22 protein-coding genes, 1 tRNA gene, 1 other RNA gene and 3 pseudogenes are annotated in these 24,259 nt (G+C 66.7%); 16 read left to right on the plus strand and 11 right to left on the minus strand.

Annotation, left to right across the window (positions count from 1 at the left end):
- Nucleotides 1-118 precede the first annotated feature (118 nt).
- The 8 genes and pseudogenes from P0Y60_09340 (at nt 119) to dapF (ending at nt 7,421) form a co-directional block, all read left to right on the plus strand.
- Nucleotides 119-427 (plus strand): helix-turn-helix transcriptional regulator, encoded by a 309-nt coding sequence (locus tag P0Y60_09340; protein WEK59594.1) that lies wholly within the window; start codon nt 119-121, stop codon nt 425-427.
- A gap of 21 nt (nt 428-448) precedes the next feature.
- Nucleotides 449-673: a DUF3046 domain-containing protein gene (locus P0Y60_09345; GenBank protein ID WEK59595.1), complete on the plus strand. Its 225-nt coding sequence runs from the start codon at nt 449-451 to the stop codon at nt 671-673.
- Nucleotides 674-941: 268 nt separating this feature from the next.
- Complete coding sequence (gene recA, locus P0Y60_09350) at nt 942-1,991, plus strand: recombinase RecA (GenBank protein ID WEK62888.1); 1,050 nt, start codon at nt 942-944, stop codon at nt 1,989-1,991.
- A gap of 2 nt (nt 1,992-1,993) precedes the next feature.
- Nucleotides 1,994-2,875 (plus strand): regulatory protein RecX, encoded by an 882-nt coding sequence (locus P0Y60_09355; GenBank protein ID WEK59596.1) that lies wholly within the window; start codon nt 1,994-1,996, stop codon nt 2,873-2,875.
- 73 nt (nt 2,876-2,948) lie between these two features.
- Nucleotides 2,949-4,496: a tRNA (N6-isopentenyl adenosine(37)-C2)-methylthiotransferase MiaB gene (gene miaB, locus P0Y60_09360; GenBank protein ID WEK59597.1), complete on the plus strand. Its 1,548-nt coding sequence runs from the start codon at nt 2,949-2,951 to the stop codon at nt 4,494-4,496.
- A complete protein-coding gene (miaA, locus tag P0Y60_09365) occupies nt 4,493-5,437 on the plus strand; it encodes a tRNA (adenosine(37)-N6)-dimethylallyltransferase MiaA (protein WEK59598.1) in 945 nt (314 codons plus the stop codon). The genes miaB and miaA overlap by 4 nt, the downstream gene beginning before the upstream one ends.
- Before the next feature lie 29 nt (nt 5,438-5,466).
- Entirely contained in the window at nt 5,467-5,997 is a 531-nt protein-coding gene (locus tag P0Y60_09370) for a dihydrofolate reductase family protein (GenBank protein ID WEK59599.1), read from the plus strand.
- Nucleotides 5,998-6,547: 550 nt separating this feature from the next.
- A pseudogene (dapF, locus tag P0Y60_09375) lies at nt 6,548-7,421 on the plus strand (diaminopimelate epimerase).
- Between the two features lie 30 nt (nt 7,422-7,451).
- Here dapF and P0Y60_09380 read toward each other — a convergent pair.
- Nucleotides 7,452-8,095 (minus strand): annotated as a pseudogene (locus P0Y60_09380) (methyltransferase).
- A gap of 144 nt (nt 8,096-8,239) precedes the next feature.
- Here P0Y60_09380 and hflX point away from each other — a divergent pair.
- Nucleotides 8,240-9,669: pseudogene (hflX, locus tag P0Y60_09385) on the plus strand (GTPase HflX).
- A gap of 20 nt (nt 9,670-9,689) precedes the next feature.
- Here the strand turns inward: hflX and P0Y60_09390 are convergent.
- Complete coding sequence (locus tag P0Y60_09390; protein WEK59600.1) at nt 9,690-10,352, minus strand: SIMPL domain-containing protein; 663 nt, start codon at nt 10,350-10,352, stop codon at nt 9,690-9,692.
- A gap of 137 nt (nt 10,353-10,489) precedes the next feature.
- On the opposite strand from P0Y60_09390, the gene ssrA reads away from it, so the two are divergent.
- Nucleotides 10,490-10,859: a transfer-messenger RNA gene (gene ssrA / locus P0Y60_09395) on the plus strand.
- 83 nt (nt 10,860-10,942) lie between these two features.
- On the opposite strand, the gene P0Y60_09400 is transcribed toward ssrA, so the two are convergent.
- The 3 genes from P0Y60_09400 to P0Y60_09410 form a co-directional block, all read right to left on the minus strand.
- Nucleotides 10,943-11,842, minus strand: a complete 900-nt coding sequence (locus P0Y60_09400) for a dihydrodipicolinate synthase family protein (GenBank protein ID WEK59601.1) — start codon at nt 11,840-11,842, stop codon at nt 10,943-10,945.
- 9 nt (nt 11,843-11,851) lie between these two features.
- Entirely contained in the window at nt 11,852-12,361 is a 510-nt protein-coding gene (locus tag P0Y60_09405; protein WEK59602.1) for a GNAT family N-acetyltransferase, read from the minus strand.
- Nucleotides 12,362-12,426: 65 nt separating this feature from the next.
- Nucleotides 12,427-13,212, minus strand: a complete 786-nt coding sequence (locus P0Y60_09410; protein WEK59603.1) for an AraC family transcriptional regulator — start codon at nt 13,210-13,212, stop codon at nt 12,427-12,429.
- A 165-nt stretch (nt 13,213-13,377) separates the two neighbouring features.
- Here P0Y60_09410 and P0Y60_09415 point away from each other — a divergent pair, with 165 nt between their 5' ends.
- The 4 genes from P0Y60_09415 to P0Y60_09430 are packed head-to-tail and all read left to right on the plus strand — an operon-like array spanning nt 13,378 to nt 17,320.
- Nucleotides 13,378-14,424: an ABC transporter substrate-binding protein gene (locus P0Y60_09415; protein ID WEK59604.1), complete on the plus strand. Its 1,047-nt coding sequence runs from the start codon at nt 13,378-13,380 to the stop codon at nt 14,422-14,424.
- Nucleotides 14,425-14,427: 3 nt separating this feature from the next.
- Complete coding sequence (locus tag P0Y60_09420) at nt 14,428-15,471, plus strand: iron chelate uptake ABC transporter family permease subunit (GenBank protein WEK59605.1); 1,044 nt, start codon at nt 14,428-14,430, stop codon at nt 15,469-15,471.
- An 8-nt stretch (nt 15,472-15,479) separates the two neighbouring features.
- Nucleotides 15,480-16,511 carry an iron chelate uptake ABC transporter family permease subunit gene (locus tag P0Y60_09425; GenBank protein ID WEK59606.1) on the plus strand — a complete coding sequence of 344 codons (1,032 nt, stop codon included), beginning with the start codon at nt 15,480-15,482 and terminating at the stop codon, nt 16,509-16,511.
- On the plus strand, nt 16,508-17,320 hold the full coding sequence (locus P0Y60_09430; protein WEK59607.1) for an ABC transporter ATP-binding protein: 813 nt from the start codon (nt 16,508-16,510) through the stop codon (nt 17,318-17,320). The genes P0Y60_09425 and P0Y60_09430 overlap by 4 nt, the downstream gene beginning before the upstream one ends.
- A 21-nt stretch (nt 17,321-17,341) precedes the next feature.
- Here the strand turns inward: P0Y60_09430 and P0Y60_09435 are convergent, their stop codons facing one another.
- From P0Y60_09435 to P0Y60_09445, 3 genes are all read right to left on the minus strand, one after another.
- The gene (locus P0Y60_09435; GenBank protein WEK59608.1) at nt 17,342-17,911 is read right to left on the minus strand and encodes a hypothetical protein; all 570 of its coding nucleotides are present in this window, start codon (nt 17,909-17,911) and stop codon (nt 17,342-17,344) included.
- 19 nt (nt 17,912-17,930) lie between these two features.
- Nucleotides 17,931-18,728, minus strand: coding sequence for a histidinol phosphatase (locus P0Y60_09440; protein WEK59609.1), 798 nt, complete (start codon nt 18,726-18,728; stop codon nt 17,931-17,933).
- A gap of 128 nt (nt 18,729-18,856) precedes the next feature.
- A tRNA-Lys gene (locus P0Y60_09445) sits at nt 18,857-18,929 on the minus strand.
- A gap of 314 nt (nt 18,930-19,243) precedes the next feature.
- On the opposite strand from P0Y60_09445, the gene P0Y60_09450 reads away from it, so the two are divergent.
- Nucleotides 19,244-20,758 carry an Ig-like domain-containing protein gene (locus P0Y60_09450; GenBank protein ID WEK59610.1) on the plus strand — a complete coding sequence of 505 codons (1,515 nt, stop codon included), beginning with the start codon at nt 19,244-19,246 and terminating at the stop codon, nt 20,756-20,758.
- 130 nt (nt 20,759-20,888) lie between these two features.
- Here the strand turns inward: P0Y60_09450 and P0Y60_09455 are convergent, their stop codons facing one another.
- From P0Y60_09455 to P0Y60_09465, 3 genes are read right to left on the minus strand one after another with little or no spacing between them, the layout of a single operon-like run.
- Nucleotides 20,889-22,118 carry an MFS transporter gene (locus P0Y60_09455; GenBank protein WEK59611.1) on the minus strand — a complete coding sequence of 410 codons (1,230 nt, stop codon included), beginning with the start codon at nt 22,116-22,118 and terminating at the stop codon, nt 20,889-20,891.
- Complete coding sequence (locus P0Y60_09460; GenBank protein WEK59612.1) at nt 22,115-22,555, minus strand: MarR family transcriptional regulator; 441 nt, start codon at nt 22,553-22,555, stop codon at nt 22,115-22,117. Before P0Y60_09460 ends, P0Y60_09455 begins: the two co-directional genes overlap by 4 nt.
- Before the next feature lie 35 nt (nt 22,556-22,590).
- Nucleotides 22,591-23,379, minus strand: coding sequence for an IclR family transcriptional regulator (locus P0Y60_09465; GenBank protein ID WEK59613.1), 789 nt, complete (start codon nt 23,377-23,379; stop codon nt 22,591-22,593).
- 105 nt (nt 23,380-23,484) lie between these two features.
- Here P0Y60_09465 and P0Y60_09470 point away from each other — a divergent pair, with 105 nt between their 5' ends.
- Nucleotides 23,485-24,258: a CoA transferase subunit A gene (locus tag P0Y60_09470; GenBank protein WEK59614.1), complete on the plus strand. Its 774-nt coding sequence runs from the start codon at nt 23,485-23,487 to the stop codon at nt 24,256-24,258.
- The last annotated feature ends 1 nt before the right edge of the window (nt 24,259 follow it).

Consider the following 24,259-nt stretch of genomic DNA (forward strand, 5'->3'; position numbering starts at 1 on the left):
TTGATGTGCTCACATTCAAACCACAGAGTGCAGCGGTAGATTCTGTGAAAGCCAGTAGGACTAGACTGGCGATCTCATCGGAGGGGACTCTGATGATTCGAACCGGGAGGAGGTTCCGATGATTCTTGTACGACAGGAAATCGGCGATGTGCTGAGGGACTTCCGTCTGCAGAAGGGGCGTACCCTTCGGCAGGTCGCGAGCAAGGCGTCGGTCGCGCTGGGCTATCTCAGCGAGGTCGAGCGGGGTCAGAAAGAGGCCTCCAGCGAGATTCTCGCGTCGGTTGCGGATGCGCTCGATGTTCCGATCTCGACGATCATGCGTGAGGTCGGAGATCGCATCTCGGTCCTCGAGGGCATCCAGGTGTTCCCGGACGTCGTTCCGGACGACCTCGTGGCCTCGATCGAGCCTGAGCTCTCCCTGCGCTGACGCGCGGGATTTCTGCGCACGATGCGACGAAGTGAATTCCTTCGCGCCGTCGATGCCGAGTTCCAGTCTCGGTCGGCATCGCTTCTTCACGATCTGACCTTGAGTGCGCTGGCGGGGCGGACATCATCCGAGGCGCTTGACGCCGGCGTTGCTCCGAGGGACATCTGGCTCGCGCTCTGCGATGAAATGGAAGTGCCGGATTCGCGACGGCACGGTGCCGGCAGGCTCGAGCCGCGACGACACTGAGGCCCCCGCTCGTGTTCGAGCCGTGCGGGAAACTGGCGTCGATGATCGGCGTGTCGTCGAAGATGCGTTCGAATGAGGCGTAGTCTTCTGCACAAGTGGTTCAGGATTCGTGTTCTCCACCTTTCTCGGGCCCTTCGACCGGATGTCGGAGGCCCCTCGTACGGTGAAGACATGGCCATCGGGCCATACGCCTTGTCGGAGAGTAGCTCCCAGCCGGGAGCGCCGCGACAGCCTACAGGCGGCACCACGCGAGCAGAAGGAACACATCATGCCATCACCCGCAGACCGCGAGAAGTCCCTGGAAACAGCTCTCGCTCAGATCGATCGCCAGTTCGGAAAGGGCTCGGTCATGCGGCTGGGCAGCGACGAGCGCGCCCCGGTTGCCGTGATTCCTACGGGTTCCATCGCGCTTGACGTCGCACTCGGCGTCGGCGGACTGCCGCGCGGGCGAATCGTGGAGATCTATGGTCCGGAGTCCTCCGGTAAGACCACGCTGACGCTGCACGCGATCGCCAACGCGCAGCGTGCCGGTGGCATCGCCGCGTTCATCGATGCGGAGCACGCACTCGACCCCGACTACGCGGCGAAGCTCGGCGTCGACATCGACGCACTCCTCGTCTCCCAGCCCGACACCGGTGAGCAGGCTCTCGAGATCGCCGACATGCTCGTCCGCTCGGGCGCGATCGACCTCATCGTGATCGACTCCGTTGCCGCGCTCGTTCCTCGCGCGGAGATCGAGGGTGAGATGGGAGATTCGCACGTCGGTCTGCAGGCTCGCCTCATGTCGCAGGCGCTTCGTAAGCTCACGGGTGGTCTCAACCAGACCAACACCACGATGATCTTCATCAACCAACTCCGCGAGAAGATCGGAGTGTTCTTCGGCTCGCCGGAGACCACCGCCGGTGGTAAGGCGCTCAAGTTCTACGCGTCGGTGCGTCTCGACATCCGTCGTATCGAGACCCTCAAGGACGGGACGGACGCGGTGGGTAACCGCACGCGCGTCAAGGTCGTCAAGAACAAGATGGCTCCGCCTTTCAAGCAGGCCGAGTTCGACATCCTCTACGGCATCGGAATCTCCCGTGAGGGAAGCCTGATCGATTTCGGCGTCGAGCACGCGATCGTCAAGAAGTCGGGCTCGTGGTACACCTACGATGGCGATCAGTTGGGCCAGGGCAAGGAGAACGCCCGGAACTTCCTGTTGAACAACCCCGATATCGCACTGGCCATCGAGACCCAGATCAAGCAGAAGCTCGGTATCGGGCCGCAGGCGGCTCCCGTCGCCGAAACCGACGAGCTCGCTGAGCGTCGTCCGGCCTGAACATGACCGGAGAGAACGGGGGCGAGTCGAACGGGCACACCGGACGGCTCGCCCCCATCATCCCGCTGTTCGGCGGTAAGGCCAGCAGGCCCGAGCCGTCGGTCGACGATGCTTCGCGGTCGCAGACGCCGACGGAGTCGGCGGCCGAGCGTGCGGAGTCGGTCGTTCCTCGACGAACAGGGGATTCGGGACTCTGGCGCTCCACCTGGGACGGGCCCGTTGACAGCGTGCCCCACGCAGAGTCCGGCGCAGAGAGGTTACCGAGTGATCGGCATCCCGCCCACGGGAAGACATCGCAGACGGCGCCCCCGCGCCTCACAGTGCTACCGCCGACAGAGATCGATCGCTCGGAAGACATCGACGACGGTCTCGATCAGGACACGGAACGACAGATCGCGACGGATGCGCTCGTACGCAAGCTCCGGTCTCGCTCTCTGTCGGTATCTGAGGCGAGGACGGTCCTGCGGGGTCACGCGATCTCTGCCCAACAGGTCGATGATGTCCTCGATGAGTGCAGCCGGCGCGGCTACCTCGATGACGCGCGTCTCGCGGCTCAGCTCGTCGAATCAGGCAGTCAGCGCAAGGGACAGGGGAGGGTCGCGTTGTCGCGTGCGCTCGCTCAACGCGGGTTGCCTCGTGACGTCGTCGATGCAGCGCTCGACGAGCTCCCTGACGACGACGCCGAACGCGCATTGGATTTCGCGCGGACGAAGGCCCGGTCGCTCAGCAAGCTCGACGGCGACACCGCGCTGCGTCGCCTCGTCGGACAGCTGTCGCGCCGTGGGTACAACGGAGCGATCGCGATGAACGCGGCGAAGGTGGCACTGGCAGAGGCCAGCTTCGGCGGGCGATCGATCGGGGTACGATTCGTCGATTCTGACTGACGTCGCGAGAGCCCGACTCTCGGGCAAGCTGCGCGGGGTCGGCGATCGCTCGCGCTCGTACAATGGTGGAACCATGACTACTCCGCTCAGTGAACCGACGATCATCACCGCATCGTCCGCGGCCGTCGATGTCGACGGCCGCCAGCGCACCTATGAGGTGCGTACCTTCGGATGCCAGATGAACGTGCATGATTCCGAACGACTCTCCGGCTCGCTGGAGAGTGCGGGATACGTGCCCGCGGATGTCGGATCCGACGCCGATGTCGTCATCATCAACACCTGTGCTGTCCGGGACAACGCGGCCGGCAAGCTGTACGGCACTCTGGGTCAGCTCGCGGCGGTGAAGCGCCGCAAAGACGGGATGCAGATCGCCGTCGGCGGTTGCCTGGCACAGATGGACAAGCAGACCGTCATCGACAAGGCGCCGTGGGTCGATGTCGTCTTCGGCACGCACAACATGGGTTCGCTGCCGGGGCTCCTCGAGCGCGCGCGCCACAACGGGGAGGCGGAACTGGAGATCCTCGAGGCGTTGGAGATCTTCCCCTCGACGCTCCCCACCAAGCGGGATTCCGCGCACAGCGGGTGGGTCTCGATCTCGGTCGGCTGCAACAACACCTGCACCTTCTGCATCGTGCCGAGCCTTCGCGGCAAAGAGAAGGATCGCCGCCCGGGAGACATCTTGAACGAGCTTCGTCTGCTCGTCGATGACGGTGCCATCGAGGTGACACTTCTCGGACAGAACGTGAACTCCTACGGCGTCGAATTCGGTGACCGCCACGCGTTCGGCAAGCTCCTCAGAGCAGCGGGGGAGATCGACGGGCTTGAGCGCATCCGCTTCACGAGTCCTCACCCCGCGGCGTTCACGGATGACGTGATCGACGCGATGGCGGAGACTCCGAGCGTCATGCCCCAGTTGCACATGCCGCTCCAGTCCGGCAGCGACCGGATCCTGAAAGCCATGCGACGCTCGTACCGCAGTGATCGGTTCCTCGGGATCCTCGATCGAGTCCGCGAGCGTATCCCGTATGCCGCCATCACCACGGACATCATCGTCGGCTTTCCCGGCGAGACGGAACAGGACTTCCAGGACACCTTGCGGGTTGTCGAGGCAGCGCGCTTCTCGAGCGCCTTCACGTTCCAGTACTCCATCCGCGAGGGCACGCCGGCCGCGACCATGGACGAGCAGATCCCGAAGGAGATCGTCCAGGAACGCTACAACCGGTTGATCGCGCTGCAGGAACGCATCTCGCTGGAGGAGAACCAGAAGCAGATCGGTCGAGAAGTGGAGGTCCTCGTGTCGACCGGGGAGGGGAAGAAGGACGCGGAGACCCACCGGCTCACCGGGCGTGCGGAGGACAACCGTCTCGTGCACTTCGAAGTGACACCCGGGTCCGACCTGCCCCGGCCAGGCGACGTGGTGTCAGTCACGATCACGCATGCGGCACCGTTCCACCTGTTGGCTGACGACCCGACCGGTCGTCCGTTGACGATTCGCCGAACGCGCGGCGGTGACGCGTGGGATCGCGCGCAGGCCGATTCCTGCGCGGTCCCCGCGCCGGTGGGAGATGGCTCTCCGCGTGCTGTCTCACTCGGACTTCCCATCCTTCGAGCAGGGGTGTGAGCCCTCGGGACGATCGGCGGTCCGCGGCTCGGCGACTCTGGGCGGTCGTCGGCGCGACCGGCACAGGAAAGAGCGATCTCGCGCTCGATCTCGCGGAAGCGCTGCGCGCCGACGGCAATCCGGCAGAGATCGTCAACGCCGACGCCATGCAGCTGTATCGCGGCATGGACATCGGCACGGCCAAGCTGGCGCTGACCGAGCGCCGTGGTATCCCGCATCACCTCTTCGATGCACGCGAGATCGATCAGGAAGCCGCCGTCGCCTGGTATCAGCCGCATGCTCGCGCGACGATCGAGGCGATTCATGCACGCGGCGGAGACGCGATCCTCGTGGGTGGCTCGGGCCTGTACGTGTCCAGCGTGGTCTTCGACTTCCAGTTCCCCCCGCGTGATCCCGTTGTGCGCGCGCGTCTCGAACGCGAGCTCGAAGATCTCGGCATCGGGGTGCTCCTCGAGCGTCTCCGTGCGCAAGACCCGGCCACGGCAGCGACGATCGATCCGCGCAACAGCCGACGCGTGATCCGCGCGCTGGAAGTCATCGAGCAGGGGAGCGACACGCACGGAGCGGCGCTGCCCGCGGAACCGCTGCTGTGGCACGAGAACACCGTATTGATCGGTCTCAGCGTCGAACGCTCGATTCTCGTCGAGCGCCTGGACGCCCGCGTCGTGCGGATGTGGGACGACGGCCTGGTCGACGAGGTCGCGCGGCTCCGCGAGAGCGGCCGGGAGCTGGGCGTGACGGCTGCTCGAGCGATCGGCTACGCGCAGGCCTTCGCCCAACTGGATGGGCACATGACGAAGGCCGAGGCGATCGCTGAGACGCAGGCACTCACCCGTCGGTATGCACGACGGCAGGTGTCGTGGTTCAAGCGGTATCCCGGTCTGGAATGGTTCGAGCCGCCGGTCGACGTCTCTCGGATGCTCGCCTCCCGATCGATCTGAATGTCGGTGGTCGACGGCACACTGATGTCATGACGACGTTCTACTACACGGCCTCGAGCCTGGACGGATTCATCGCGACGCCGGAGCATTCCCTCGATTGGCTGCTCAGGCAGGACATCGATCAGGACGGACCGATGGCCTACACGGCGTTCGAGAATGAGATGGGTGCACTCGCGATGGGTGCCTCGACGTACGAATGGTTGCTCCGAAACCAGGGTGACGCGCCGTGGCCTTACGCGCAGCCGACCTGGGTCTTCACCCATCGTGACCTTTCCGTTCCGCCGGACGGCGACGTGCGATTCGCCGGTGGCGACGTGGTCGCTGTCCATTCGCAGATGCTTGAGGCTGCCGGCGACAAGGGCGTGTGGATCGTCGGTGGTGGCGAACTCGCCGGCCAGTTCGCGGATGCAGGACTCATCGATGAGGTCTGGGTGCAATACGCGCCTGTGACTCTCGGTTCCGGCGCTCCACTGCTACCCCGAACGCTGGATCTCGAACTCCTCGACGTCGCGCGCAATCGGAACTTCCTGTGCGGTCGATATGCCGTCGCGCGATCGTGATCGTCGTCGCCGTGCTTTAGGCTCGGAGGCTTGCGGCGTCGTGAGCGCGCCGAAAACATGAGGAGACCGGGCATGGAGTGGAGCATTCGCGGCTTTCACGAGAGCGACACCGAGGCGGTCGTCGCTCTCTGGCATGAGGCGGGGTTGACTCGCCCGTGGAACGACCCCTACGCCGACATCGACGCAAGCGGGCTGTGCAGCCCGAGCTCTTCCTGGTCGCCGTCGAGCCGGCCCCGTGACGACAGCGCGGTCGGGAGAAGGGCGTGTGATCGGCACGGTCATGGGCGGCTACGACGGTCACCGCGGATGGCTTTACTACCTCGCGACGGCCGAGCGCACCGCGGCACGGGGTCGCGCGCAGCCTCGTGGAGGAAGCCGAGCGACTGCTGCACGCCATGGGCTGCCCGAAGGTGCAGCTGATGGTCCGCGAGGGCAACGAGGAGGTGCTCGGGTTCTACGACGCGCTCGGCTACGAGCCGTTTCGCGGTCGTCGCAACATGGGCAAGACGGCTCGTCGTCGACGCATAGCGGGCATCCCTAGACTGGGCGCATGGTCGCATTCACCAAGGGGCACGGCACCGGCAACGATTTCGTCATCATCGCGGATCCGACGGCGACGCTGGACCTCAGCGCCGAGCAGGTCGCCGTCCTGTGCGACCGCCAGTTCGGCATCGGTGGCGGACGGCGTCCTCCGTGTGGTGCGTTCCACCGCGATCGCCGAGGGCGCTGCGAGCCTGGCGGAAGAGCCCGCTGCCGAATGGTTCATGGACTACCGCAATGCCGACGGCTCGATCGCCGAGATGTGCGGCAACGGCATCCGCGTGTTCGTGCACTTCCTCCTTCGCTCCGGTCTCGCCACGATCGAGCCCGGCGCGACTCTCCCGATCGGGACGAGAGCGGGCGTGCGCGATGTGACACGGAGTGAGTCCGGGTACCAGGTCGACCTCGGTCGATGGCGCTCGTCGGGAGGCGACCCTCTCGTCACGGCCGACGGACTCTCCGTCCCGCGTCCCGGCCTCGGCATCGATGTCGGTAACCCGCACGTCGTGGTCGCGTTGGCTTCGGAGCACGAACTGGCGCTCCTCGACCTGCACCGCACCCCGGAGCTCGATCCCGCCCCCGCGGCGGGCGCGAACGTCGAGTTCGTGGTCCCGGGTGATCCGCTGGTGCGCGACGGCGTCGGCCACGTTCGCATGCGGGTCTCGGAGCGAGGCGTGGGTGAGACGCTCAGCTGCGGCACCGGAGTCGCCGCCACCGCTCTCGCCGTGCGCTACTGGGCAGGCGAGGCGGCGCCTGACAACTGGCGTGTGGAGGTTCCGGGCGGAACCCTCGGTGTGCGGATGTTTCCGACCGAGGACGGCGAGCACGTGGCGCTGTCAGGGCCGGCGCAGCTGGTATACCACGGAGAGATCGATCTGATCTGAGGTCTGCCGCCGCGGCCCCCGTCGCAGCGATCAACCGATGTCGATGGGCTCTGTCGGCGGCGTTCCATGCTTGCGCACTTTGAGCACGCGGTACCCCTTGGCCGTCGTCGTGCGGAAGACGCTGTACCCCGGGTGGAAGGTCGCGCCGATCCAGCGCTGCAGCGAGTCCGCTCCGAGGTTGCGCTGGACGACCAGACCACGCATCGCTGCGATCGTCGAGACGCGGGATCCATCGTTCGAGCAGGCCGTGCAACTCGTTCTTGCCCACGCGGATCGGCGGGTTCGAACGGATCGTGCGGAACGTCACGTCTGCGGGAACATCGTCGGGCAGAGACGCGTTGACATTGGTGAGACCCAGACGCTGCGGCGTTTCGTCGTACGAGGTCGAGCGCACGCTCGTTCACGTCGACGGCCCACACCGTGGCGTGCGGCGCTGCCAGAGCCATCGACAGCGTGATGGGACCCCATCCGCTTCCGAGGTCGAGAAGGTTGCCCCCCGGAGGAACGGGAGGCATGTTGGCGAGAAGCACTGCGGTGCCGGCATCCAGACGATCCGGGCTGAAGACGCCTCCCGCGGTGGTGACGTCCAGCTCACGGCCCGCAAGCGTCACTCGGATCGCACGCAGGTTCTCGGGGCTTGCCGGGGCCGCAGTGAAGTAATGGTCGGACCCCATACGGTGAGCGTACCGGAGACCGGGGGCTAAGGTTAAGGCTCGCAACAAAAGCCAGAGACAAGGAACGGATGACGGACACCACACCCTCCACGAGACGATGATGCTCTCGACCGCGTTCTCGCGCATGCAGAGGCCCGCACCGAGGTGCGTAAGTTCGGCGCAGCACAGGCGCTGCAGGACGAATCGACCGCGACGCATTCCGCATCGGACGGCGATCAGTGGGACCTGGAGGATCGGCACGCGCTGCGTCGCGTGGGCGGTCTGTCGACCGAGCTCGAGGACGTCACCGAGGTCGAGTACCGCCAGCTGCGGCTCGAGAACGTGGTGCTCGTCGGCGTCTACCCGCAGGGCGCTCAGGACGACGCCGAGAACTCGCTGCGCGAACTCGCCGCCCTCGCCGAGACCGCCGGAGCGCGTCGTGCTCGACGGCGTGCTGCAGCGGCGCCCGCACCCGGATGCCGCGACCTATCTCGGACGTGGCAAGGCGCAGGAGCTCAAGGACATCGTCGCCGCGGTCGGCGCCGACACGGTGATCGCCGACACCGAGCTCGCGCCGAGCCAGCGGCGCGCGCTGGAAGACGTCGTGAAGGTCAAGGTCATCGACCGCACCACCGTCATCCTCGACATCTTCAGCCAGCACGCCAAGAGCCGCGAGGGCAAGGCGCAGGTCGAGCTCGCCCAGCTCGAGTACCTGCTCCCACGCCTGCGCGGCTGGGGTGACTCGATGAGCCGTCAGGCCGGTGGCCAGGTCGGTGCCGGCGGCGCCGGCATGGGATCGCGCGGTCCCGGTGAGACGAAGATCGAGCTCGATCGCCGTCGCATCCGCACCAAGATGGCGCTGCTGCGTCGTCAGATCCGCGACTTCGCGCCCGCGCGCGAGGCGAAGCGCGCCGAGCGCAAGCGCAACACGATCCCCTCGGTCGCGATCGCGGGGTACACGAACGCCGGGCAAGTCGAGCCTGCTGAACGCGCTCACGAGCGCCGGTGTGCTGGTCGAGAACGCGCTGTTCGCGACCCTGGATGCGACCGTTCGTCGCTCAGAGACCGCGGACGGACGCGTCTTCACGATCACCGACACGGTCGGTTTCGTGCGCGACCTTCCTCCCCAGCTCGTCGAGGCCTTCCGCTCCACGCTCGAAGAGGTGGGCGATGCGGATGTCGTCCTGCACGTGGTCGACGGTTCGCATCCGGATCCCGCGGGCCAGCTGCAGACCGTCCGAGATGTGATGGGCGACGTCGGTGTGCGCGACCTGCCGGAGATCGTCGTCTTCAACAAGGCGGACCTGATCCCGGACGACGAACGTCTGGTGCTTCGAGGCCTGGAACCGCGCGCGCACTTCGTGTCATCGCGGTCGGGCGAGGGCATCGAGGAGCTGCGCGCAGCTGTCGAAGAGGCGCTGCCGAAGCCCGCCGTCGAGGTACACGCAGTCGTTCCGTACGATCGGGGCGACCTGGTCGCGGCCATCCACGAAACAGGCATGTTGCTCTCGGTCGATCACCAGGAGGCCGGTACAGCCGTCCACGCCCGTGTGTCCGAGCGTCTCGCCGCGGAACTGGCGCCGTTCGTTCGCTGAGTGGCGTGCTCGCTGAGCACTCAGCGAGCGACGAAGCGTGCCTCGACGGTCGCGCTGACGACGATCTCTTCGGGCTCGTACTCCATCGAGGGCGCGGAATCCGCGGCGAAGGCGCCAGCGCGGGCCTTCATCATGGGCGCGGCGGGGGAGGCCTGGCCGCTGGAGATCAGTCCGACATCGGCGATCTCCAGGGGGGTGACGCTCGTGAGCCCGAGTGCACCGGCATACGCTTCCGCCCGCGTCACGGCGACACCGACGGCGGCAGCGGCCACCTCACGCTCCGTGCGATCCCTCGTCTCGGAGGTGAGGTGCCAGTCGACCCAGCCGACCTCGACACCGTCCCAGGCGGAGACGTCGGTGACCCAGACCGACAGCTCCGACACGTCGGCGAACGTCGCCGTGAAGTCGATGTTGGCGTAATAGACGGGCGCCAGTCGCTTCCCCTCGTTGTTCCACGGCCGTTCCGCACGAATCGAGAGGCGCTTGCTGGACCAGTCGGCAACCGATCCACCGTCGGCCCGCTCGACGATGCTCGTGCGCACAGGCTCGCCCAGCCGCATGACGGATTCGACGACGGGGCCGCGCTGCGCCCCCTCGGCGCGAACGGTCACGCGGACGGTGGCGCGCTCAGGGGAGAGACGCGCCTCATGCTCGCCGCGGACGGTGACGGTGACTTCGCTCATGCGCCCGACTCTACGCCAGGGCGCTGCGGGAATGGCGAACGCGCGGCATCCGTTGTATCCTATGAAGCTCGGGTTCGATTCGGACCTGAGGTCACAACTCCACAGAGCGACAACGGCTCCTTCGAGAGAAGGACCACGGGGCTGATCGGTTTCGACAGCGCCTGTGAATCCACGAGAAGCGGGCCGAGGATGCAGAGTTATCTCGTAAACGCTCTCTGCAAAACAATAGTTGCCGAAACCAAGCGCAACGACTTCGCCCTCGCTGCATAAGCGAGCCCGATAGTCCGTCAGACCGTATGTGATTCCGATACGGATCCTGGCGTCATTTAGGAATCTTGCTGCGTGATGGCGTCTGGACGTCACGTGGGACTCTTCCCAGGCTGGGCTCGTCGACTTAGGTGTCTGTGACAAAGGTCGGAGCCGAGCAGAACGTCTTCACAGACTGCGCCCGGAGAAGGCGTGGAGACTCAGCGTTGGACGGGGGTTCGATTCCCCCCAGCTCCACCAGGTCGTTGTCGCGAAGAGAAGCCCCAGGATCCCTGTTCACACAAGGATCCTGGGGCTTTCTCATTTTCGTGCCGGGTGGGACGTCAGTTCAATGAAAGTTCCTCGATCACGGCCGATACCCGGCGGCGTTGTTCGTCATCGAGCCCGCGAATCGGCAGCGGGAGGCAGCGTGCAGGAGCGAGTTCGAGATACTCCGCGATCGCGGCAATGACGCGAAGGCTGCCGCCGAACTCGGCGAACATGTCCCAGAGCGGTGCCAGACGGGCCGACTCGACCAATGCTGTTCCGATATCGCCTTGTCTCGCAGTCTGCGTGATGCGCAGCATCGGTGCGGGCAGGGTGCCGCCGATGGCCGAGTACCAGGCATCGCATCCGGCCGCGAGACCGGCTGCGCCGAGAGCATCGCCGGAGACGCCGATGGTGACGCCGGCGGGTACGGCGGCCCGGATGGTCGAGACATGGGCGCGAGCGGCATCCGGATCGCGAGGGACACCGGGGATCTTGATCGATGCGATTCCGGGGAGCTCGCCGATGCGTCCGTAGAGCTCGGGGGAGAACGTGAAGTGAGTGGTGCCCGGGTTGTCGTAGACGATCACCGGAAGGTCCGTGTGCGCGGTGACAGCTCTGTACAGACCGAACACGTCATCCGGTGTCAGCGGCTGGTAGGTCATCGGCGCCAGGAGGAGAGCAGATGCGCCGGCGTGGGCGGCGTTGTCGGCGTGCGTGAGCACCTCCGACAGGCGCAGCGCGCTGATGCCGACGAAGACCGGAGTCTCGTCGGCATGCTCGACCGCCAGGTGCGCAACGCGAGCACGTTCGGCCGGGCTGAGATAGGCCGCGCACCCGGTGGAGCCCAGGGCGGTGATCGAATCGACCTGCGCGGAGGTCAGCCGCTCGACGAGGCCGGCGAAGGCGCGCTCGTCGACGGCGTCGTCGAGCAACGGAGTGAGGGGGAAGGCGCTGAGACCTGCGAAGAGCGACATGCGATCAGCCTAGGAGGACACCGGGGCGCGCAGATCGAGCACCCACTCGTTGATCGTCAGGTCGGCGCTGCGGAAGGTCTCGGTGGAGCTGCCCACGAGTGCGAAGCCGGCGCGCCGGCAGATCGCGTTGGATGCCGGGTTCGCGGTCTCGGGGAATGCGACGAGCCAGTGCCTGGCATCCTGGTGCCGGTGGATCTCCTCGAGCAGCGCGGCGAGCGCGCGGCCCGCGATACCGTGGCCCTGCGCCTCGGGAAGGACGAACCATCCGGTCTCGAAGGCGGGTTCCTGCTTCCAGGTCGTCTTCCAGAATCCGATGGAGCCGACCGCGTGCCCGCCCCGCAGGATGACGAACATCTGGGCCTCTCCGCTCGTCAGACAGCGGAGATATCGCGCATGGCGGTCGGCGACCTCGGTATCGCTCTCCGGCCCGTTCAAGTGCGTCGTCATCTCGACGGTGTTCGCTCGGTGCAGGAGTGCGAGGTCACCGGCATCCCACAGCCGCAGAGTGATGTCGTCCATTCGTCGAGGGTGCCATACACCGCCGACATCGCGGCAGCGCGCCCCCGTCGCAGGAAACCGGCGTCTCAGACCCCGGAGCGGCGCAAGGGGGGAGCGCCCTGCAGGCGTCGCTTGGCGCGGATGTACGTCGCCGGTGTCGAACCGAACACGTGGCGGAACGCCTTGATGAAGCCGGTCGGTGTGCGGTAGCCGACGAGCTCCGCAGTGTCCTGCACCGCGTGTCCTTCGACGAGCAGCCGTTCAGCCGCGTAGACCCTCGCGCGGGTGCGCCATTGGCTGAAGCTGAGACCGGTGTCGGCGAGGAACGCCCGATGGAGGGTCTTCGTGCTGAGGTCGAGGTGACGGGCCCACTCCTCGAGGTCGCGGCTGTCCTGAGGGTCATCGAGTATCGCCTCGGCGACCACCCGGGCACGCGCGTCCGCCGGCACCGCCAATGCGTCGTAGCTCTCGTTCGTCGATGACAGGATCTGTGTCAGCAGAGCGAGGGATGCCTGCAGGCGCGCTTCCTGAACCTGATGGGCGCACAGGCTCTGCACCACGGCCACGGCGACGGCGTCAGCGGGGAGCACGAGCGGCCGGCTCCAGCGCTGCTCGGGGAGCCGGAGTGAGGGGGCGAGGTAGAGGCTGAACATCTCGGAGGCGCCCGACATCTGCATCTCGTGCTCCACGAGCCCGGGGATCCAGGCGAAGTGATCGCCATGGAGGTGCCAGCGGGAGTCTCCGACGCGGATGCGCGCGCCGCCGGGAATCCACGCCAACTGGTCGGCATCGTGCGAATGTGGTTCGAAATACTGATCGGGGAGAACGAACTCGCGATGCGCCTCGAGATTCTCGTATGTCCTTCCAGGCACAGCGCGCTCGTTTCATTCCGCAGATTTCGGGTGTGGATCGTTCTGAACGGACGCGATGAGTGATATTCATGACGATTCCTGTCTGTTCAGGATGGTAGCAAATTAGGTAAGCCTTTACTATGTTGGTGCCTCGTCACCCGTGCGTTTTCTTCCCTGAGGAGCTCCATGTCCCGCCCGTTCCGGCGCGCCCCCCGAACGCTCATCGCGTTCGCCACCCTGATTCTCGCCGCCTCGTCGATCACCGCATGCGCGGCCCCTCAGAGCGCGGCCGACAACGCTTCCGCGGAGTCGAGCTCCGACGCCTATCCCGTGACCGTCGAACACGTCTACGGAGAGACGACCATCGACGAGAAGCCCCAGCGCATCGTCGCTCTCGGCTGGTATTCGCTCGATGTCGTCGCCGCGCTCGGTGAGGTACCGGTCGCTGTCGAAGACTTCAGCTGGGGCAACGTCGACACGTATCTCCCGTGGTTCGCCGACAAGGTCGACGAACTCGGCGGCGAGCTTCCCGAGATCATCCAGTTCACGGACGCGGGGGAGTACGACTTCGAGCAGATCCTGGCGCTCGCACCGGATGTCATCCTCGCCAATCACTCCGGCATCAGCGAGACCGTGTACAAACGGCTGACGGAGATCGCCCCCACCGTGGCATTCGCCGAATCGACGTGGGCATCGGATCGGGAACAGCTGACTCTCACGATCGGGGCTGTGCTCGACAAGGAGCAGGAAGCCCAGCAGCTTCTCGACGATGCCGACGCGGCGATCGCGTCCGCCGCGGAAGCGCATCCGGAATTCCAGGGGATCGTCTTCACCTACGGGTGGTTCCTGGGAGAGGGCGAGACGTCTCTGGGACTGTACCTTCCGCGCGACCCTCGGGTTCCGCTCCTCGAGCAGCTCGGCTTCACCTCCTCACCCGACGTCGCCGCACTCGAGGACACGACGAAGGAGTTCTACGCGAACGTCAGCCTCGAGGAACTCGGAGACATCGAGTCGCAGTTCCACGTGGGCTGGGTGAACACGCCCGCCGACGTCGACCACACGCTGTCCGACCCCCTGATCTCACGGTGGGCGCCGGTCGCGGCGGACTCCTACTACTTCTTCGAGGACCAGCGTCTCGCCTGGGCGACCACGGCGCCCAGCGTGCTCAGCATCCCGTCGACGATCGACGATCTCGCTGACGCGCTCGCGAGCGCGGTCCCCGCCGCGAACTGATCCTTGTCCACGCTGTCCAGCCGCGCCGCGGAACGCCCTGTGGCGTTCCGCGGCGCAGCAGCGCGAAGTGCGGGCCTCATCGTCGCGATCGTGGTTCTCCTGATCGCCGTTCTGCTCAGTCTGATGGTCGGCGCCAAGTCGTTGGCACCGCCGACGGTGATCGCCGCCCTGATCGACTTCGATGGCTCCGACGCGCAGGCGATCGTGCGTGACTCTCGTCTGCCTCGGACGATCGTGGGGTTGGTCGTCGGCCCGGCGCTCGGCGTATGCGGAGCGCTGATCCAGGCGTTCACGAGGAACCCGCTCGCCGACCCTGGAATTCTCGGGGTCAATGCCGGTGCGACCTTCGCCGTCACCATCGGTGTCGGTCTGCTCGGTGTTCGCGGGCCGAACTCCTACGTATGGTTCGCGCTGATCGGCGCCCTTCTCGTGACACTTGTCGTGTATCTGATCGGGGCGTCCGGGCGTGGAGGGCCGTCAGCAGGGCGGATGACCCTTGCTGGAGTCGCGATCGGGGCAGTCTTGAGCGGCGTCACGTCGATCGTGATGCTCAAGAACATGGAGGTGTTCACCACCCTGCGGTTCTGGGGTCTCGGAAGCCTCGGTGGGCGCGACGAGAGCGCGGTGGCGATCATCGCGCCGTTCATCGCGGTCGGTCTCGTCATCTCATTCCTGGTCGCCCGCCCTCTCAACGCCATCGCGCTCGGTGACGACCTCGGAAGAACGCTGGGGGCGGGCCTGATCCGCACCCGCGTCATCTCGATCATCGGTGTGACGATCCTCGCCGGCGGGGCGACCGCCCTTGCGGGCCCGATCGCCTTCATCGGGTTGATGGTTCCGCACGCGGTCCGCTGGTTCACCGGACCCGATCAGCGCTGGATCATCGCGTTCTCCGCGGTCGTGGCGCCGAGCATGCTGCTGCTCTCCGACGTGATCGGCAGGGTCGTGCTCCCCACCGGGGAACTGCAGGTGAGCATCGTGACCGCCGTGCTGGGCGCTCCGGTGCTGATCGCGCTCGCGCGTCGGAAGCGGGTGAGCGGACTGTGAGTGACCTCATGATCGATCCTGCGCCGCGGATTCTCGCGCTGCGGGTCGGACCCGGAATCTGGCGAATCGAACTGCGCACGCTGGTCGTGCGTCTCGTGCTCGTGATGCTGGTGCTCGCTCTCGCTGCCGCGGCCCTGACGATCGGCACCTATCAGCTCGACATCTCCCAGGTGGTCGCCGCCCTCACAGGCGGTGGAGAGGACAACGTCCGCAAACTCGTGCTCGAATGGCGCCTACCCCGGGTGCTCTTCGCCGTGCTCGGCGGTCTCGCGCTGGGAGTGAGCGGGGCGATCTTCCAATCACTCACCCGCAACCCGCTCGGCAGTCCCGACGTCATCGGCTTCGACGCTGGGTCGTACTCAGGCGCACTCATCGTGATGCTCGTGCTGGGTAGCGCGTCGTATGCCATGATCGCCACCGGAGCAGTCATCGGCGGTGTCATCACCGCTCTGTTGGTGTATCTGCTCGCCTATCGCCGTGGCATCCAGGGCTTCCGCTTCATCATCGTCGGCATCGGGGTCTCCGCCTTCCTCGTCGGTATCAACAGCTATCTGCTGATCAGCACGGGTGCGCAGGAGGCACGTGCCGCGGTGGCGTGGGGCTTCGGATCCTTCTCAGCGCTCGGCTACGAGCAGCTCCTACCCTTCAGCATCGTGTTGATCGTGATCCTCCCGCTCGTGGCGATGCTGTGGCGTGGGTTCTCGCAGCTCGAACTCGGCGACGATGCGGCCAGGGCGGTCGGGGTGGGCGTGGAACGCACCAGGTTGGCGACGACAGTCCTGGGGGTGGCTCTCACCGCCATCGTGACGGCGGCAGCGGGACCCATCTCGTTCGTCGCGCTCGTCGCGCCGCAGGTCGCACGGCGGCTCGTGCGCTCGCCCGGGCTCGACCTGGTGAGCGCCGGCATCATGGGTGCCGCGCTCATGCTCGCGGCGGATTTCATCGGGCAGCGGATCGACATCACGGTCGGTCTGGTCACTGTCGTTCTCGGCGGAGGGTACTTCGCCTGGTTGCTCATCAGAGAAGGATTCCGTCGATGACTCAGACCCCCTCCAGTCGCCTGCGTGCGGCAGGTGTGACGATCGGCTACGACCGTCGCATCATCTCCACCGATCTCTCGGTGGACATTCCCGACGGCTCCTTCACGGTGATCGTCGGTCCCAATGCCTGCGGGAAGTCGACGCTGCTGCGGGCGCTGTCGCGGCTCATCCAGCCGGACGCGGGTGATGTCGTGCTCGATGGGAAATCGATCCACGACTACCGCGCGAAGGAGGTCGCGCGGCGAGTCGGCCTGCTTCCGCAGAGCTCGCTCGCGCCCGATGGGATCCGCGTGGCCGATCTGGTCGCCCGCGGTCGCTACCCGCACCAGACGATGCTGCGGCCCTGGTCGGACGACGATGAACGAGCGGTCGCCGATGCGATGTCGGCCACGGGCGTCACGGAGCTGGCGGGCAGACTCGTCGACGAGCTCTCGGGCGGGCAGAGACAGCGTGTCTGGGTGGCGATGGTGCTCGCTCAGCAGACGCCGCTGCTCCTACTGGACGAACCGACGACCTTCCTCGACATCGCCCACCAGATCGAACTGCTCGAGCTGCTCACCGACCTTCACGAGACGGGGAGCACGCTGGTCGCCGTGCTGCACGACCTGAACCACGCTGCCCGCTATGCCACGCACCTGATCGCCATGAAGGACGGAGCTGTCGTCGCGGAGGGGGCGCCCGCCGATATCGTCACCGCGCAGCTGGTCGAGGAAGTCTTCGGGCTGGCGTGCGTCGTGGTTCCCGATCCCATCACCGGTAAGCCGAGTGTGGTGCCGATCGGCAGGCAACGCGCGCAACGCACCAGTTGATCGGGTCGGAGGCCGGTGGAGTCAGCCGGTCCACTCGATCAGCACGAGCCCCTGTCTCGTGTCGGCCAGCTTCACCCAGCCGTCGTGGAAGAGATACGTCATGCCGTATCCGTCATCGTCGGTGCCCATCGAGAACTGAGGGTCTTCCGTGAGGTAGGTGCCCTCGGGGCCGTCCTCGCGCGTCCACCCGGATGCCAGCAGGGCGGCCTGGGCCGAGGCTGCCTCGTCGGCGCTGATCTCAGACCAGCCGTAGAGCTGTCCATGGTCGGAACCCACGCTGTAGTCCGCCCAGAAGCACAGCAGCCCGGCCGTGAGATCGACGTCGCCGATCACGAAGTCCTTCGGCTTCGCGCTCCAGCCGGCTTCGGTCAGTGCGGTGACGGTGCCCTCGGAGATCATCGATTCGCAGCTGATCTCCGCGGCGGGCGTCTCCGGCGCATCGGTGAGTACAGGCTCAGGACTCGCCGCGGGACTCGAGGGCTCGGCGGAAGGGCGGGGGCTGGCAGCGGGTGCGGAAGGCTGCGCACACGACGTGAGAACGACGAGCAACAGCAGCGCGCCTGCGGCGGCGGGCATCATGCGGGAGATCATCGCGGGCCTCGTCGGGGTGTCAGTCGTGCAGCAGTGCCAGGAAGGCGTCGTGGAGAACGCCGTTGGTTGCGAGTGTCGAGCGGTCGGAGATCGTCTCGACTCCGTCGAACGAGGTCATCCGCCCACCTGCCTCGCGGACGATCGGGACGGCCGCGGCGATGTCGTACTCCTTGACGTCGAACTCCGCCACCATCTCGAGCCTGCCCTCTGCGAGCAGCATGTAGGGGTAGACGTCCCCGTAGGCGCGGTCTCGCCACACGCGCTCGGCGACGCGGAGCAGCTGCTCCCGGTGACCGGCGTCCACCCACTGGGTGATGCTCTGGAAGCTCACGCTCGCCTCGTCCAGGGTGTCGACGGTGGATGCCTGGAGCCGACGTGGCCCGTCGGCGGTCGCGGTCCATGCCCCCGCGCCCGCGGACGCCCACCAGCGCCGTCCGAGCGCGGGCATGCTGACGACGCCGACCTGGGGGACTCCCTCGATCGCGAGGGCGATCATCGTGCCCCACAGCGGAACGCCGCGGAGGAAGTTTGCCGTGCCGTCGATCGGGTCGATGACCCACTGCCGATGGGTGTCGCCTTGGGCTCCGAATTCCTCGCCGAAGATGCCATCATCCGGACGTTCCACCGCGAGCAGATCGCGGATCGCTCGCTCTGTCGCGAGGTCGGCATCGGTGACGTGCGAGCTGTCGGCCTTGGTCGAGATCTCGAGGTCGGAGGCGTCGAATCGCACCAGCGACTGTGCATCGGCGGCATCGGCGAGTCTGAGCGCGAGCGCGAGGTCGTTGCGGAAGGCGTCAGCGGGGGAGGAGACGGTCACGCTCTCAGGATAGTCGCCGGCATGCTGCGCCCCGTCGTGCGGCGTCATGAAGCCGTCAGCGATCCACCGTCGAGACGCAGAAAGCAGAAAAGCCCCGAAAACTGGCGAGAGTTTTCGAGGCTGATCCGTGCACCCCCTCGGACTTGAACCGAGAACCCACTGATTAAGAGTCAGTTGCTCTGCCGATTGAGCTAGAGGTGCGTCTTCCGGGGATGACCCCGGCCGAGGAATTACATTACCAGTCCTGCGGCGGCACGCGAAATCGGGGCGGGTGTGCGCTGCATCCCGCGCGTGGCGAACCCGGTCGCGCGGGGCCCGAGGCGTGCGCGAGCCATCATGACGGCGATGTGACGCCGTATCGGTCGGTTGTGCGGAAGTTCCCACGAGAGTACCGGTATTTCGCGTAACGAACCGGTCATTCCGTGGTCTCATTACCGGGGTCTCTGCGCAGGCAGAGTCGACAAGGTGACTGGAGGACAACACCTATGCGAAAACGAGAAGTGCGATCTTCGCGCATGAGAAAGCTCGGGGCGATCGTCGCGACGGCGATCGTCGCGGTCACGACGGTCGGAGGAATCGGGGCGACGGCAGCAGTCGCGGCGGACTACGACTATCCCGGAGCCATCGACCCGGCATCCATCGTGGTGACCACGACCGATGGCAGCCCGGACACGACCGTCGACGAAAGACTCCGGATCGACGCCGCGTGGAGCGTGCCGGACGGGGCTGTGGGCGGTCAGACCTTCGGGTTCACTCTGCCGACGCAGTTCGCAGGCTTCACGGGTTCCTTCGCGGTTCCCGCGCAGGACGATCCGACGCAGACCGTCGCGAAATGCACGGTCTCCACCGGTCGGCCACCCGTGGTGACGTGCACACTCACGGACTACGTCGACGGTCGCTCCGACATCTCCGGTTCACTGTGGTTCCAGGTCACGGCAGCCGAGGAGACGACGAGCACGACCGTGGACTTCACCGTCGACGGAACGGTGACGCCGGTAGCCATCCCCGGCGGCGCGATCGTCGGTGAAGAGCTGCCGACCGTGCCCGAGAAGTGGTCCTGGCAGACGGCAGACGGCAGACTCGCGTGGCAGTTGCTCATTCCCGGCGCCGGGTTCGCCGACGCTGATCCACTGATCATCGATGACACTCTCACCCCCGCCGGTGCGGGTTTCGCCGAGCACCACAACGTCGACGACGCGCTCTCGGTGTGGAGCACGAACTCCGCCGGCACGGATCGTCGACCGGTGACCGCGTGGACCGGCGGCTGGAATGACAGCGGCACCGCTTTCCATCTGGAGATCGCCGGCCCGATCGATCCCGCGCGCCTCTACTCCGTGCGGTACTACACGGTGCCGAGTGCGCCGGCGAACGGGGACTCCTTCGGCAACGTCGCGAACATCGGCGGGGTCGTCGTGCGCGACACCGAGGTCTGGACCGGGGCCGGCGGAGGTGCAGGAACCGGCCAGACTCCGGGAATGTTCTCGATCCAGAAGGTTCTCGCGGGCGACGCGACCGCTGTCATTCCCGATGGCACGACGTTCGAGGTCGCGTACTCCTACGGCAACCCTGTCGTGCGCAAGGAGCTCGAGGTGACGGTCGGTGGTCCGACGTCGAGCATCTCGCTCCCGCGGGGCACGGTCGTCACGCTCGAAGAGATCGATCTGCCGACGCTCGCCGGCGTGACCTGGGGAACACCGAGCTTCAGCGGAACCGGAGTGCGCAGTCTCGAACAGGGGAAGGCGGAGGTGACCATCGTCACCGGTGCCACCGTCGCGATCACGCTCACGAACACCGCGGCGCGGGTGGAGGTTCCGCCGACCACGCCGCCGACGACAACGCCGCCGCCGACGACCGTGAAGACGCCTCCGGCGACTCCACCGTCCGAGCTCCCGCTCACGAGCGGGCTCGCGTCGACCGGATCAGATGTTCCCTCGGGACTCCTGTGGGCTGGGGGAGTCATCATGCTTCTCGGGCTGGCGTTGACCGGCGGCGCGGCACTGCGCCGGCGCGGAGCGCACCGCGACGAGTAGACGAGGCACGACGAAGCCTCGCCCAGACGACGGTCGTGAGATCGACGCCTCGGGCGAGGCTTTCCTCGCGTGCAGGAGTTGGCGCGGGTTGCTCATGCCGGCGACGTGAGTGGCATCCGCGGTGCGGGGTCTACGCGGCGTCGCCGACCAGGATGGCGGCGGCGTCTTCCTCGAGCGCGTCGACCGGCTCGTCGTCGATGTGCGCCAGGATGTGGCGACCGAGGAACACCGTCAGAGCGGCGATGAGCACGGCCGCTGCGGCGAACAGGTACGGGACCGTCGCGTTGAACGCGTGCCAGAGCAGCGCGGCGATCGGCGGAGCCATCGCACCTCCGAGGAATCGCACGGCCGAGTACGACGACGAGGCCACCGAGCGCGGCAGGTCGGTCGCCTCCATCACGGCTTCGGTCAGCACGGTGTTCATGATGCCGAGCAGCAGGCCGCCGACAACGATGCACGTGACGAGTGCGGCAGCACTTCCGACCACGAGGCCGGCGACGATCAGATCGAGTGCGAGCAGGGGGAGGACCGTCAGGATGATGCGCGTACGCGGGACCCGGCGCATCAGGACAGGTGCGACCCACACGCTCGTGACCGCGAGGGCGACACCCCACCCGAAGAACGTGAAGCCGATGCCGAGAGCGCCGAAGCCCAGCGGGAACGGCGAGAAGGCCAGGAGCACGAAGAACCCGATGTTGTAGAACAGCGCGGCGATGGCCAGCACGGCCAGAGCCGGGCGACGCAGCGCGGTGAACGGTGCGGAGAACGCAATGGGCACACGCTTCTCGCTCGGTCCGCGCAGGAGGACGAGCACGGCGACGAACGCGATCGCCATCAGGGCGACGACACCGAAGAACGGACCACGCCAGCTCTGCTCGCCGAGGATGCCACCCAGGAGGGGGCCGATCGCGATCCCGAGCCCCAGTGCGGCCTCGTACAGGATGATCGCGGCGCTGCTCCCTCCGGAGGCTGCGCCGACGATGGTGGCGAGGGCCGTGGAGATGAACAGGGCATTGCCCAGACCCCAGCCCGCGCGGAAGCCGATGACGGCGTCCACGCTGCCGCTCAACGCGCAGAGCAGTGCGAAGACGACGATGAGCGCGAGCCCGATGAGCAGGGTCGCCTTCGCGCCGATACGACTCGAGATCCAGCTCGTCACCAGCATCGCGAGCCCGGTGACGAGCAGATAGCTGGTGAAGAGCAGTTCGGTCTCGACCGGTGAGGCCTGGAGTGAATCGGCGATCGCGGGAAGGATCGGGTCGACCAGTCCGATGCCCATGAACGCCACGACGCAGGCGAAGGCGACCGCCCAGACCTGTGCGGGTTGCTTCCACGGGGATGCGGTGGCGGAGGTGTTCACCGTTCTGCTCCTGTCTGTGAGGTGGGGTCGGTGTGGATGGCGAGGATCTCGGCAGCGCGGGTCAGCGTGTCCCAGTCCTCGGTGCTCAAGGCGGCGAATCGGGGCGCGAGGGTGTCGCGGAATTCGGCACGCCACTCGCGGAGCACGGTTCGGCCGGTCGATGTGATGTCGACCGCGATCGCCCGCGAGTCGTCGGCATCGGGGGAGCGCGTGACCAGGCCGTCGCGTTCGAGAGCGCCGATCAGGCGGGTCATGCCCGGTTGAGTGGTGCGCGCAGCGCTCGCGAGTTCTCCGATACGTCTGCCGCCCTGCTGATCGAGCAGGCTCAGTATCCGCCACTGCGCGGCCGGTGCTTCATTCCCGGCATCCTGGGCGGCGATGCGTGCCAGCGCGTGCGCCGAGAGCACGATCGAGGGGATGACGTCGATACGTTCCATACCAAAAAGTATATACCAGTTGGTATGGAAAGACGTCAGTGGCGGGCGTTGTTGATGCGGGCGGAGAGTTCGTGGGCGTGTGCGAGCAGGATCCGACCGAGCGAGGCCATGCGGTCCGCGCCGAAGCGGAACTCGACCCCGGTGAGGCTCAGGGCCCATTCGGGTCTGCCTGCCCGATCGAACACCGCTGCGCCGATTCCCCAGCTGCCCTCGACGATCAGACCCGGATTGACGGAGAAACCGCGTTCCTTCGTCTCCAGCAACCGTGCGCGCAGAGGGCCCTCGCCATGCGGTCCGCCCCAGGACGCCGCGAGTTCCGGATGACGCTCGAGATAGGCATCCACATCGTGGGCAGGGAGGAAGGCGAGGATCGCGAGACCCGCGCTCGCCACGCCGAGGGGGAAGCGCACGCCTTCGCTGAGCACGAAGGACCGGATCGGGAACGCTCCCTCCTCGCGGAGCAGGCATACGGTCTCGTCGGCCCGGCGCACCGAGAAGAACGCGCTCTCCTCGGTCTTGACGGCCAGTGAGCGGACGATGTCGCGCGCGAGTCCGGTCACGTCGTATCGCGCGGCGGCGACTGACCCCATCAGGAACAGCTCAGGGCCGGGGAGCCAACGCGTGCTGTCGGCATCCCGGTCGACGAGGCCCTCGGCCTTGAGCGCGGTCAGCAGGCGATGCGCGGTCGAACGGGAGAGGTCGGCATCGCGAGCGAGGTCGTGGAGGGCGGCGCCCTCCACGCCGCTGGCCGTCACCAGCCGGAGCAGGTGGGACGCGCGCGCGATGGCCTGCGCGCCAGGGACGCCGCGGTATGCCGATTCCATAATGTGGACGGTACCGCGTGATTCGTCCACATCGCAAGAACTCTCTTCCCCTGTTCGTCATGGGGGAGAGAGGCTGGGCCCAGGACACGTTTCAAAGGAGTGCGCGTGATCGACAAGCAATGGTCAACGGCCGCTGAGGCAGTCGCCGACATTCCCGACGGAGCCTCGTTGGCCGTCGGCGGATTCGGCCTCTCGGGGAATCCGATCGCCCTGATCGAGGCGCTGCTCGCGCAGGGCACGTCAGAGCTGAGCGTCGTCAGCAACAACTGCGGCGTCGACGACTGGGGCTTGGGCGTCCTGCTGGCAGCCCGGCGGATCCGCAAGATGACCTCGTCGTACGTCGGTGAGAACAAGGAGTTCGAGCGGCAGTTCCTCACGGGAGAGCTCGAGCTCGAACTCACCCCGCAGGGCACCCTCGCCGAGAAGTTGCGAGCCGGCGGGGCGGGGATCGCCGCCTTCTTCACGCAGACGGGTGTGGGCACGCAGGTCGCGGAAGGTGGTCTGCCGCGCCGCTACAACGCGGACGGCACGGTCGCGGTCGGTTCGTCGGCCAAGGACGTCCGCTCCTTCGACGTCGACGGAGTCGCGCGTGATTTCGTGCAGGAGGAGGCCATCACCACCGACTTCGCGCTCGTGCACGCTGCGGCCGGCGACCGCCACGGCAACCTGATCTTCAACAAGGCCGCCCGCAACTTCAATCCACTCGCCGCCATGGCCGGTCGCGTGTGTATCGCCCAGGTCGAGACACTCGTGGAGCCGGGCGAACTCGACCCCGACCGTGTCCACCTCCCCGGGGTGTTCGTGCACAGGATCATCGAGGTCGGCACCGACATCCCCAAGCGCATCGAGCGGCGCACCGTGGCCGCAGAAGGAGTCTGAG

Origin of the sequence: Candidatus Microbacterium colombiense (assembly GCA_029203165.1) — a bacterium.
GTDB classification, from domain to species: domain Bacteria; phylum Actinomycetota; class Actinomycetes; order Actinomycetales; family Microbacteriaceae; genus Microbacterium; species Microbacterium colombiense.